Here is a 12,543-nt window from a genome sequence, read left to right on the forward strand (position 1 = left end):
GTGCAAGCGGTCACGCAAGCGCATCAATCAATGGGTTGCTGACACGCCTCCAATTCGGCAGCCCTACCCCTTACAGACAAGGCGACTCTTATGAAGCACACGTACCTTTTTATTCTTGGCGACGACCACCAGGTCGCAAGCATCGAGTCAGATGGCCCGCTGCCCCACCTGAAGATTGGTGTGCACCTTGACCTTGACACAGATGACTATCGGGGAACTCCGGGTACGCATCTTGAGATTGAAGATATCTCTGTCGTCCTTCACCAGATCGGCGGAAAAGTCGTACGCAATGATGTATGCCTGCATTGTGTAGAGAGACCCGGGCTCGCTCACTGATCTGGATGAAAAAAGCCCAGCCCGGGGCTGGGCTTTCTATCATCCTTGAAGTAGACGAACGCTTCACTTTTTTAGCCCAATAAAAAACCCCGCAGACGTTAATCTGCGGGGCTTTCAATAGTGGAGGCCGAGGTCGGAATCGAACCGGCGTAGGCGGATTTTCAATCCGATAATGAAACGCATGCATGCTGCGACCTATAGCCTTTTTTAGTTCCGAAACCAAGGCGAAACAGATGCTCTACAGACCGCGCAGAATGCCGGCTCGCCTTTGAGTTTGGGAACTGATTTTACCCCCCCAACCTCCGGCGTTCTGCCGACCTCACACTCCCCCGCTAAGCTGATTTCCTCCACGGAGGCATTCCCATATCACATTCAGACCTGCTCCGTTCCCTGCTCTTCAAGATCAACGAAAACCTGCTCGCAATCGCCGTGTTGACGGTTTACTAAACTGCATCAGGCATTTGACGTGTGTCATGGCTTATAATGAATTCGCCCTTTTAATCAGATCCAACCTTGATCTCCGCACAGCCCACAAGGCAGAACACGTGAAACATTCGACGCTCACTGCCGCGCTGTTCTGTCTATTACTCAGCACTCCCGTCAAGGCCGAGCAGTATCAGGTCGTTACTGAAGAGTGGGCGCCGTACAATTACCAGGAGAACAATAAGCTCACCGGCATGGCCACTGAGATCGTTCGGGGCATAATGACGCTGACTGGGGATGACTTTGAGGTAGTGCTACTGCCCAGTATGCGAAGCGCCCGCACATTGAAGACCCGGCCCAAAACCATCATGTATTCCCTATTCCGCACCACGGAGCGCGAACCGTTATACAAGTGGGTCGGACCGATCATTGAAGAGTCCATTTACCCCTATCAGTTATCCAATGCGCAGCAGCCGGTGAATTCCTTAGAGCAGTTACTGCACGCCCCACGGATCACAACGAGGCATGCCGGTTTAATACCCGACATTCTGCAGTCGCGGGGCTTCAACAACCTCGAAAAAAGCGCAACCGAGAGTTTGCAGCTCTATCGCATGCTGCTGGCAGGGCGCACCGACATCATCATAGGCGACACCTCTGCAGGAGTGGCTTACTACAGCCGGCAGTTAGCGATCGCCCCCGGCACGCTGCGACGGATTCCTATCGAGATTTATCGCTCATCGCTGTACATCGCCTTCAGTCGCGACTGTGACGACGAACTGGTAGGCGCCTGGGCCAATGCTCTGGATCAGCTGCGTCGCTCGGGCGAACTGGAGCGCATCCAGGGTCGGTACAATCAGCCTATCGGGCAATGAATCGGGCAATAAAAGCGCAGAACCAGCGCAAGCCCCGCCTCGCACTGACCCACCGAGCTCTCAATCAGAGTGGACGTTAGACCATGAGCATTATTGCCACATGTAGCCATCAACCTCGGAACACGGGAATGGCTTGACGCTGTCATGCCGAAGGAGCGTGCCGAGCAGATGATACTTCACCCAACTGAGCAGTCATTGGCCAGGGTCTTGGTCGGAGCGATCCCGACGCCTACCGGGATGCCGGTGCAGCGCAACACCTGTCTGCGAATTTGCCGACCGAGAGCGTCCAGGTCTTCAATGCCGGTCAGGTCGGCGAATGCCTCATCGATGCTGTACACCTCGACCGCCGGCACCAGCGATTCGATCAGCGTCATCACCCGCTCGCTCATGTCGCCATAAAGGGCATAGTTCGACGAGAAGGCGACTCGGCCGCGATCCCTACTGCTCACCGTCATCCCGTGCGTCCCGGAATAGAAGCTATGTCATCAAGGTCTCAACTGATAGACATCGGCTGTTCAGGCCACACTGCTGGGTACATTTGTACCCATACCTTCAGGTAAATAGGGGCTTATTTCTTCTATTTCAGCGTGGCTAAGACGAATTCTGGTGGCATCGATCAATCCGTTCACTTGGTCGGGCCGGCGTGCGCCTACGATAGCGCCGGTGACCGCCGGATCACGTAGTACCCAAGCGATGGCTACGGCTGCCGCACTAACCCCATGCCTGGCACCGATATTTGCCATGATTTCTACCAAGGCGAGGTTCTTGCTGAGGCGAGGTTCCTGGAAGTCGGCGCTACGCGATTTTCGCCAGTCGTCGTCCGGCAGCTGTGCAATCCGCTCGCGGGTCATGCTTCCCGTCAGTAGGCCAGATTGTAAAGTCGAGTATGCAATCACTCCAACCTGCGCTGTTGCACAATAAGGCAGGATTTGATTCTCGATATCGCGCATCAACGCTGAATACGGCGGTTGAAGGGAGGCGATATCGGTTACCGACCGGGCTCGCTCAAGTTGGGAAACATCGAAGTTTGACACGCCAATTGCCCTTATCTTGCCCTGCGCCTTGGCTTGGGCCAACGTCGCCAAAGCATCCTCGATACCTTCGCTGTTCGCATTTGCCGGGAAAGCTGGCCAGTGAATCTGATAGAGGTCGATGACATCGACCTGTAAGCGACGCAGGCTATCCTCGATTTCTTTCATCAATGACTGGGGGGCGAGCGAATGAGAGATCTCACGGGTCTCGGGATCCCACACCAGGCTACCTTTGGTGAATACCAGCGGGCGACGCGAAGCCGGCACCTGACGCAGCAATTGTCCAGTCAACAGCTCGGCATGGCCGAGTCCATATACCGCTGCTGTGTCGATCCAGTTCACGCCGCGCTCTACCGCGCACTCCAATGCCGCCAGGCTATCGCCATCATCTTGCGCCCCCCAACTGAACTCCCACCCTTGCCCGGCAATGGCCCAGGTGCCCATTCCAATGGGTGAAATCAACAACTCGGATGTACCTAGTCGATTCTTTTGCATGCGAACCTCACGTCGATTGATGCGTAGAGTATCCATCGAGAGGTTACCGACGATAAGATAGCTAATCGTGTTTGAACTGCTGAGCTACATTCATGAAATCCCCTTGCGACCTCTCCGAACTCGACGCCTTCGCCGCAGTGGCTCGCCATCACAGCTTTCGTAAAGCAGCCGACGAGCGAGGGGTATCCGCGTCGGCCCTGAGCCACGCCATGCGTGCCTTGGAGGGCAAGCTGGGGGTCAGGCTCCTCAACCGCACCACTCGCAGCGTGACGCCTACTGAATCAGGCAATCAACTGCTCGCCACATTGGTTCCGGCTTTGGCGGAGGTCACCAAAGCGTTGCATGAACTGACCTTCCAACAGGAAATTCCCACCGGTACGCTGCGATTGAACGTATCGCGGCCCGCTGGCCGTCTCGTAATTGCGCCACTGCTGGCGCCATTCACAGCAGCCTACCCACGCATCAACGTGGAGCTGGTGGCTGACGATGGGTTGAGCGACATCATCGACAAAGGGTTCGATGCAGGCGTGCGCTTCGGCGAGAGCCTCGCTGGTGACATGATCGCCGTGCCGGTGGGCCCACCCCAAGGATTTGTCACCGTTGCTGCCCCCGGCTATCTCATGGGGCACGGGACACCGGAAACACCACAAAGGCTGCTTGAGCACGCCTGCATTGGCAGACGCTTTCCCAGCGGCAAACTGTACAAATGGGAATATCTTGCCGAGGGGCAGCCCATGCGCCTGGCCGTGACGGGCCCGTTGATACTGGAAGATGACACCATGATGATCCAGGCCGCCAAGGACGGTGCCGGGATCGCGTACGTGTATGAGGAGATGGCAAGGGAATACATAGCTCGGGGGCAACTGGAGGAAGTTCTCGAAGACTGGAAAGCCCTGCCAAGCAGGTTTTTCATCTATTACTCCAGCCGGCGTCACGTACCTCCAGCGCTACAGGCGCTGATCGAGTTTGTACGTGAAACGCAGTATCAATGACAAACTGAAGGCAGTACACGTGCTCGCCGTCTAGATGCATAGGGTTGTGAAGACGGCGTTCTGATCAAGCGTTATCGACAGGCCACTTCTGGCCGATTCTGTTGAAAAAGTCGGCTGCGGTTTCCACGGCAGAAAAGTACGCGTCTGAGATCGAAATCCGTGTTTTTCCCAGAAGGTTCAGAGCTCCGATTTGACGATGCAGTGAGCGCTTTTTGCCGTTGGTTAACTTCCGCGAAAGGGAGCCAAGGGTCGATTGCAGCCCTTCAACTTCAGCGAGAAACATCCCTGACATAGGCTTGGCACGCCGCTAGCGCGATCAGTCCTTGATCGCCGTCGCCGACAATGTTCGCGGAGCCCTGGAAGCCATCGACCGGAATGACGGCAATCCGCTGTAGATTCAACCGGTCGAAACAATAGATTGCTAAATCGATCAGCGGCCGCTTCGTAGTTTGTTACTTTCCTACGGCGGCTATTTTGCTGCCTAGCCACTTCATTAAGTATGGCTTTCAAGCGAACTTCCCGGTCAGAACCTTTCGGGAAATAATACCTTAACAGTCCGTTGGCGATCTCGTGCGCTCCCCGTTGCCATGGACGATTAGGAACGCAGAAATAAACCTTTATGCCGGTAACCACCCTATTGCGCTAATGGTCAGCCATCTCTTTACCACGATCCAAAATTAGCGATTGGTAGCGTTCCTGGATTAAGAGCCAGCATTTTCGATCAAGTCGCTAGTGACTGCCCCAGCGTCCTTGTCGGCAACCTTCGCGACCACCCTTGGCATACCTTTTCGTTAGTTTATTGACGTCAATCGTTAAATATTCTTTGACGCGCCAGCACTTACGAACTCACTTACACCCTCTAAAAGGCGACGAACGGTACATTGTGAAATATATTTCACAATCAAGCTCTCACCTTATAGAAATCTTCGGGACCCAATGACATGCTAAATCGCTATCACGCTACCCAAGGGTGGAAGATTTAATTTCCACAACTTGCGCTCGCTCATTTAATGAATAACAAAAAAGCCGCACTAATCGACTTGAACCAGGAGCATTACATGAGTCATCAAACGGACCTCGCACAGCTTTATACTGCGTTCTTCAATCGTGCCCCTGACGCCGCTGGCCTCGCCTACTGGGTAGCAAAGCTGGATGCCGGCACGATTACACTGGAAGCCATTGCCAAGAACTGGGTGGATCAACAGCCGGAAGGTCAGACCAAGTACCCGGATGGTCTGTCGTCGAACGACTTCATCAAAGCCATCTACACCAACGTCCTGAACCGCACTGCCGACGATGCAGGCCTGCAATATTGGCAGGGCCAACTAGACTCGGGCGCCATCAGCCGTGATGTGTTCCTGGCTGCAGTCATTAGCGGCGCGCACGCTAACACTTCCGCCCAGGGCTTACTGGACGCACAACTTCTGACCAACAAGGCCGACGTTGGCCTGGCATTCGCCGACAAGGGTCTGAACGACACGTCCCTGGCCGCCAAGGTGCTGACCACCGTTACCGCCAATGCCGACTCGCTGAGCATCACGTTATCGCTGATCAAGCTGGTACCGGCTAATTCTTCCTTGCAAACCGCAGACCTGTTGTCCCGCGTGTCTGACACGCTGGGCAAGGTTGCCGCGTTGATCACCGGCGCGCCATCCGAGCTGCACGACCTGGCGACTTACCTTTCGACAGTCAGCGCCAGCGCCGGCAGCACTACTGACCTCGGCGCCTTGCTGACCAAGGTTGGTAATGTAACAGCTGCCGCCCTGACCGATCCGACCGCGCTGGACAATCCAGCTGACCTCGCCACTTCCGACGTGTCAGCCACCACGCCAAGCGCCGGTGGCGGCACCCCGCCTACAACACCAGAACCACCAGCACTGACGGCAACCATAGTCGACGGCGTCCTGAAGCTGAGCGGTACAGGAACTTCGGACGTCTTAGTCGATGTGCATACTCAGAAAGTGACCATTGGTGCCGAAGCTGTCACCGTGACTGGAACTGGGCCGTTCCTTGGTGTGAATGCCAGCACTTACGCTAATGGCAAAGTCACCGCCGTGGGTACTGTGAAAGAAATTGTGGCTAAAAACCCCACGTACATTGGCGTGGATTCGCTCGAGGTCGTCGACAAGGCATGGACAATCCTCACCTGGGCTGACAACTATTTAAAAGATGTTCAAAAGATCAGCGTGTTGAACAACGCCGCCGGCACCTTGTCGGTAGATTGGTACAACTCCTTGGTGACCCTAACCGGTACCAATACCTGGACTCATGATATCCGTGACACGGCCACCAAAATCAACAGCTCGGTCGGCATGGATGCTCTGTCCAAAGCCAGCCAAGTTGTGGTGGCTGACACCTTGGTGAACCTGGAGAGTGTTGCAGGCGGAACTGCGATTGACGACGCAACCGGTGGTTACATCGTGCTCGATACATGGGCTCATATCTCAAGCCCACAAGGATCGGACGCGTCGTTCATTTCTAGCGCTCAACAGACCATCGTTCATGACACGGTTGCGGGCATGCAAGCTGCCATATCTGCTGGATATGTCACCGTCAATGTTTCCGATTATGAAGTCGAAGACACCGCGACCAACCTGCTGGCGATTAATCAAATCGATGTCACGCTTCTGAAGAAGGCTTCCTCCGTCCTAGTAACGGGCGACGACGCCGGCGTACTGAACCTCAGTGAGCGTCTTGAGCTCGGCACCCTGACCGACGACGACTATTGGACCTACAGCATCAAGGATAGCACCGAGAATATCCTCGCCAATGCCAAAAGCTACCAATCCAACTTCTCAAAAGACGCGTCCAGCCTTACCGCGATCACAAGTTCCGGCGTTGATGCGCTGGACGGCGACATCAGTACCCATTCGATCGTTTTGGCCTTCAATGGACTGAGCGATGCCTCAACCTTTACGTTCGCTACCAACGGCTACACCTTTACCGGCACGCCGGACACCTTTACCCATTTCAACGCTGCCACCGACAAAATCGACCTGAATGCTTACGGGCTGACGGGGCAGGATGCGTTGTCGCTGGTTCAGGGCGAAACCAACGCCGTGATGAACGGGCACTTCGCAGTGCTCAATAATGTGACCCTTCACGGCACTGTCGTTTCGGCTGCCTCGCCGGGCGAGACCGCAGGCACGCTCATTCTCTGGGATGCCGACACCACCGCCGCCATCAAGCAGGTGGGTGTGTGGCTGCCAGGCCAGACGGTAGACGCCACCTCTGTACTACACGTTGTTGATTGATCGAGAACTTAGCGATCACTGAAAAAACGCCCTCTGAATTGGAGGGCGTTTTTTTTTGCAGTTCTTGCCTTGCCATAGGCAACGCCACTGGCAATACAGCGCTGCCCAGCAGCTGGAGCGAGCTCGATGACTCCGCCATTACCCAGGCTGGCGGTGCTGGACACGTTACCGCTATTGGCACTACAACTTCCCGCGATGCGCAGCCGACGAGGGCCATCGGCAACAGCGCGGCGCAGAGTTTCATTCTCAGCGAGGTCATGCATTTTCCCCTTGGTGGCTTTGGTGTCGATATCGTCCCGGGGCTTTTCGGCGACTTGCTGCTTCGCCAGTGCAGTGCGCACCTGATCAGCAGCCGCATTGCTGATAGTGAAAGGCTTGGCGCTCGGCCTCACTATTCGCGACCCGCCCTATTCTGCCGGTATTGATCACACTGCCGATGTTCTGGTTATCACCAGCATCAGCCAGGGTGTTGAGCCCATTGCTTGCCCAGAACCATGCCGCCGACAAGCAAGCGTTCTTCTCTCATGTCCGATCTGGGCAATGAATGCGGCCACTCGTTTGGCGCCGACAATCTGGAAGCGCCCCATGGCCGTGTTGAGGACAGGAACAAAAACGCCGGCTTTGGCGCCGGCGTTCGGGAGGATCTGCAGTCGGTTTTCAGCGTGGTGACGAAGCGGCTCATACATGTTTTCCATTAACAAAAATGGCCAATACGCGTGTAAAGTGCGGCCGAACTTAAGGGGGATATATGAGCAAGGAAAGCAACGACGAATACCTAAGTCACAATCAGGGGGCTCTACTCGGCTGTCTTTACAGGGCTATTAGTCGCTACAAAACTAATAGGATGTGGAGCCCTGATAGCGTGGAAATTGCTGCATACGCTTACGAGCTCTTTCCAGACATAGGCACGATTAATCCGATAGAAATTACTGGCTTTGTAAAGTCACCCGAAGCAATGGAACTCATAAATATTAGCCCGCTACCGAACCTGCGGGAGAGCCTTGACGCAGCGATCCAAAAGACTAGCCAATACCCAGTCCTTACTAGATTTTTGCTTACAACAAGGATCATAACTTTTTAATAAGGCCAACCCTCTTCCACCATCTCAGCGGTGATCGAGCCGTCGGCCACCGCCACCAGAAACGCATCCTCACGACCAAAGCACAGCTGAACGTGTTCGCTCACCGCGTCGGCAATCGCCAGCACCTGAACGGCTGGCAGATCGACGAAGCCTTCAGAGGTTTTCCAGCGAAGCACGTAGTCGGTGTTTCGGTACGCCCAGAGCGCAGCAACATTGATGAGTATCTTGCTGCGATCGTCGGTGGCGATCGGCATGCCTGAGACAACTGTGCCCGAGGTTTCTTCGGCGTATCGACGATCAGCAATGCGAACAGCCCACTCTGCGGCGATCAACACATCCCTCGCCGCCTTCTCTGCCGCCGTCATGGTTACCTGTTTGCGGGTCACCAGTACGACCTGGCGCTCGGCCTCCAGCCGGCAAAATGAAATAGTTTCGGAACTCCTGCACTTTCCTGAGCCCAATAAAAAACCCCGTAGACGTTAATCTACGGGGTTTCTAATAGTGGAGGCCGAGGTCGGAATCGAACCGGCGTAGGCGGATTTGCAATCCGCAGGAATGTCGTTAAAATTCAATCACTTGAGAGCTGCTGAAACCGAATATCCTACAGCCCCCTGTTTTCAAAGGCCCATATTTTAGTTGCGGAACTGTTTTTCTCCTGCAAGGAACACACCTGTCACCTAAAAGCAGTCACTAGCACCTCAAATTTATACCGATGATGGATTGGATGTAGCCATCCACCAAAGCCCCGGCCTGCCTGGCCCAATCTGCTTTATTTCTTCCCGATGTAGCTTTTTTAGCAAGCTGTCACACAAGCCTGCTACGGGTACTAACCTAGACATCAGAGCCTCGAACCTACTTATTTGCTCATGAGAGCCTGGCTTGGCGCGCACGTCGGGACCATGCACGGTGCGAGGTTGTAGCCGCCTATTCGCCATACACCGTTCTCAGCAATAGCCGTCACAGCTTCAGCCCAGATGTCCTTGGTTCCGCTGAATTTCCCTTGATAGAGGTGCCTTACAAATGGACCTGGAATTCCCATTATCTCATTTGGGGTATCGGCTCCTATTAGGATGCGTTTTTCGATCTTACCGAGAGGATCTCTGACTTGCTCCCCCATTGAAATGTAATCAGATTCGCGGACACGCTCCCGGTCTCGCAAAGCAAAAAGAGCATAGGCGTCGCTATGATTTTGAGCATCTGTGAGATTCAGAAACTGGTCCATCAGTAAGCTTGCGTCTTCCTCTGGGGGTTTGACTATGACCCCCAGATGTGCAGGATCGAAGAACCAGACCGATGCGAAAAGTGCCAAAGCACCGCCGGCCCTCAGCCCACCTTTAAGAGGAAGTGGTACATCAACCTTGATAAAGCCAGGTAGCAAAGCACCGACTCCAGCAGCTGAAAGTGCCAACGTAAGACGAAAAACAAAGAACTGTGCCGGTGTAGGGTACGGATTTTTCACCACCAGCGTCAGGATCGCGGTCAGGAAAACTACGCCGAAGACGAAGACGGCAACCTTTTCGTAGTTGAGCCTGCTTAATAGTCTGGCCATGTTAGCAACCTTTCATATTGTTGATGCGTACAATGGACCCAGGTCGACCATTCATGTCCTGCGGGGGGACGATGGTCTGATAGATCTGATATCCCGCCTGGATAGCAACTGGGTCCCCTGCACGGCGCAGGTATCGGACAGCGGCGCAATCTGCGTCAAGTTCAGCGTTATAGCCAAGGGTTGGTAACATTTGGGGAGGTGAACTCAACTGAGCAAGGACATGTCCACGAAAGTGGTGTGCATACTCATGCGCACGGATGAACCGGAAACCGGGTGATCCGAGACCTCCGAAGTACTGTACCCAGACGTTGTCGTAAAAGATGACCGGCTGCCCCATATAGATTGTGGCCAACCCTGAAAAGCCTTGTCCGGTACCTGGCTCTAAGATTTCGGTAACTTGCCCCACACCGGGCAATGGCCCAAGGTTGAGTACTTGCTGAGCGATGGCGCCGCGAGAGGCGAGAAGGAGGCTTACCCCAACTGCGCATCCTTTCAATCCCAACGAAACGCGCGAGCCCATATACATAACCCCTCCGAAGTAAGCGGCATGTTGCTAGCACTACGGAGTTACGTTAGTTCAGTTCATGCTAAGTGCAACCTTTGGCGTAGGGAATCTCAAAAGCCCTGCTTAAAGTGTCCGAAATGGGACCAGGCTACGTGAAAACGCATGCGCTGTTTTGAGTTCAGCGTTACTACGTAAAATCTGTCGGCGATTGGTTAGTCAGGCAACGTAAACTTTATGTAGGAACGTGATTTTCGTTCCGACTCCGAATGTCAAACTTGCTCATAAACGTTTTCACACAGCCTGGGACGGATGCGCTCGATGGGCATTTTTGGTAATAGGCGACGGCATGGATAGGGATTCGAACCCCTTCGCGCGTCTCTGAGGGCCGCTCCAGACCATTAAAAACGGCGGTTTCGTACTTCGCCAGAGGCGTACTGCGGCCAGCAGTGGCCCTGAGTTTGCCCTAAATCCTTCCCACCTCTGGCAGAGCTAGCCCTATGAATCGGGAGGTTACGCTGATAACCGGGAATCCTAACTATGGGCTAGCTAAACTCCGCTGACAGGCAACAATCGGCCAGAAGCTGCCACTCAACGCGACTCGATAATTCCCACCCGAGCGTGCATCATCGCGCTCGCCACGATACCGTCGTGGCATCGAAGCCATCAGTGCAGAACCTGCCCGTCCGCAAAAACGAGCCTTTTTGAAATGGAAGTCATCTCATGTTCGAACGTAACAAACTGGTTCCGGAGTTAATGGTCACCAACCTGGATAGCAGCCTGGCTTTTTGGGTTTCTCGTCTGGGGTTCAAAGTAGCTTATCAACGCCCGGAAGATGGATTTGCATACCTTGATTTGAATGGTGCTCAAGTAATGCTTGAGCAGGTTAATTCGGACGCGGGTCAATGGCTGACTGCGCCGTTGACCAAGCCGTTTGGAAGAGGCATCAACCTACAGATTGATGTTGAGGCTGTCGCACCCATCATCCAAAAACTTTATCAGGCTGGATGTCCACTCTATCGAGAATGCAAAGACACCTGGTATCGGGCTGACAAGGTAGAAGTAGGCCAGCGCGAATTCATCGTCCAGGATCCCGACGGTTATCTCGTAAGGTTGGTAGAGAGGTTGGGTGAGCGACCGGCTTGCTCAATGTGAATCTGAATCTGAGCCAAGCCGACCGTCAGTTTTGGGTCGTTTTGAGCCGATCACGACAGGCAGAAAACGGCCGATTGTGTTGAAAAAGTCGGTTCTTCCAGACTGTCCGCATACTCGCTGTGGAAAGTCTCCTGAGCTGCTCTACGCTGTACGACAGGGCGCTCCGACCAACGTGCAGGCCTAGCCTGACGTTGGTGCACTGCTGTCAGCAAAACTCGACCCCCAAGACTGTACTGAGTCCCCTAGCTGATAACAGGGTGCACCCCACCTTTTGACCGCGAATATGTCAAATGGAGAATTGCAAATACTCAAACTATTACTATTGGGTGATCCCTAAATTGAACGAATTCATTCCTGACGCTGTGCGGTTGTCGCAGATCTTTTCACAAGCAACAGCCCCGACGTTTTTCCTCGGTGCAATAGCTGCGTTCGTTTCGTTAATGACTTCGAGATTATCAGCTGTCATCGACCGTACACGGGTACTCAATGCGATCCCCGAAGACGACCCGAGGCGTGCGCATCTCAGGGCTGATCTGGAGAGATTGAGGCGGCGGGCTAACTTATTGAACGCTGGAATCCTGTCTTCTCTGCGCGGCGGACTTTGCGCCACCCTGCTGCTCGCTATCATCTTTTTAACTGAGTTCATGGGCTTCAAGTACGCCTATGGTGCCGGCCTTCTTTTTATAGTCGCCACATTCTTCCTAGGTGTAGGTCTGTTTCGCTTCGCCCAAGAAGCTAAAATCAGTGTCAGTTCGGCGGATGAACACCTTTGACCGATTCAAATTCTTGATGTCCGAAGCCCCCCGAGGCACTACCTCCTGACACGACGAATTTCCCCTAACTTCGGGACATC

At 54.1% G+C, this 12,543-nt stretch carries 10 protein-coding genes and 1 pseudogene; 5 read left to right on the forward strand and 6 right to left on the reverse strand.

Annotated features, from left to right (window positions below; all coding sequences use genetic code 11):
• Window positions 1-881: 881 nt before the first annotated feature.
• Window positions 882-1,631, forward strand: a complete 750-nt coding sequence (locus GQ39_RS10580) for a substrate-binding periplasmic protein (protein WP_047538724.1) — start codon at window positions 882-884, stop codon at window positions 1,629-1,631.
• Between the two features lie 197 nt (window positions 1,632-1,828).
• On the opposite strand, the pseudogene GQ39_RS10585 reads toward GQ39_RS10580, so the two are convergent.
• Window positions 1,829-2,071: pseudogene (locus GQ39_RS10585) on the reverse strand (Y-family DNA polymerase); the annotation flags it as partial.
• A 75-nt stretch (window positions 2,072-2,146) separates the two neighbouring features.
• Window positions 2,147-3,157, reverse strand: a complete 1,011-nt coding sequence (locus GQ39_RS10590; RefSeq protein ID WP_047529577.1) for an aldo/keto reductase — start codon at window positions 3,155-3,157, stop codon at window positions 2,147-2,149.
• 92 nt (window positions 3,158-3,249) lie between these two features.
• On the opposite strand from GQ39_RS10590, the gene GQ39_RS10595 reads away from it, so the two are divergent.
• Both GQ39_RS10595 and GQ39_RS10605 read left to right on the forward strand, forming a co-directional pair.
• Window positions 3,250-4,149 (forward strand): LysR family transcriptional regulator, encoded by a 900-nt coding sequence (locus tag GQ39_RS10595; protein WP_047529579.1) that lies wholly within the window; start codon window positions 3,250-3,252, stop codon window positions 4,147-4,149.
• Window positions 4,150-5,159: 1,010 nt separating this feature from the next.
• Window positions 5,160-7,403 (forward strand): DUF4214 domain-containing protein, encoded by a 2,244-nt coding sequence (locus GQ39_RS10605; RefSeq protein ID WP_081997887.1) that lies wholly within the window; start codon window positions 5,160-5,162, stop codon window positions 7,401-7,403.
• Window positions 7,404-7,411: 8 nt separating this feature from the next.
• Here GQ39_RS10605 and GQ39_RS31400 read toward each other — a convergent pair whose 3' ends face one another.
• The 4 genes from GQ39_RS31400 to GQ39_RS10625 form a co-directional block, all read right to left on the reverse strand.
• Window positions 7,412-7,795: a lysis system i-spanin subunit Rz gene (locus GQ39_RS31400; RefSeq protein ID WP_236693096.1), complete on the reverse strand. Its 384-nt coding sequence runs from the start codon at window positions 7,793-7,795 to the stop codon at window positions 7,412-7,414.
• A gap of 33 nt (window positions 7,796-7,828) precedes the next feature.
• Entirely contained in the window at window positions 7,829-8,098 is a 270-nt protein-coding gene (locus tag GQ39_RS31405; RefSeq protein ID WP_236693165.1) for a hypothetical protein, read from the reverse strand.
• Between the two features lie 382 nt (window positions 8,099-8,480).
• On the reverse strand, window positions 8,481-8,870 hold the full coding sequence (locus tag GQ39_RS10620; protein WP_081997889.1) for a DUF4376 domain-containing protein: 390 nt from the start codon (window positions 8,868-8,870) through the stop codon (window positions 8,481-8,483).
• A gap of 470 nt (window positions 8,871-9,340) precedes the next feature.
• Window positions 9,341-10,033: a DUF4019 domain-containing protein gene (locus GQ39_RS10625; RefSeq protein ID WP_047529590.1), complete on the reverse strand. Its 693-nt coding sequence runs from the start codon at window positions 10,031-10,033 to the stop codon at window positions 9,341-9,343.
• Window positions 10,034-11,258: 1,225 nt separating this feature from the next.
• On the opposite strand from GQ39_RS10625, the gene GQ39_RS10635 reads away from it, so the two are divergent.
• Window positions 11,259-11,690, forward strand: coding sequence for a bleomycin resistance protein (locus tag GQ39_RS10635; protein WP_047529595.1), 432 nt, complete (start codon window positions 11,259-11,261; stop codon window positions 11,688-11,690).
• Between the two features lie 338 nt (window positions 11,691-12,028).
• Window positions 12,029-12,463 carry a DUF2721 domain-containing protein gene (locus GQ39_RS10640; protein WP_047538726.1) on the forward strand — a complete coding sequence of 145 codons (435 nt, stop codon included), beginning with the start codon at window positions 12,029-12,031 and terminating at the stop codon, window positions 12,461-12,463.
• Window positions 12,464-12,543: the final 80 nt, after the last annotated feature.

Source organism: Pseudomonas sp. 11/12A (assembly GCF_000800055.1).
Taxonomy (GTDB): Bacteria; Pseudomonadota; Gammaproteobacteria; order Pseudomonadales; family Pseudomonadaceae; genus Aquipseudomonas; species Aquipseudomonas mohnii.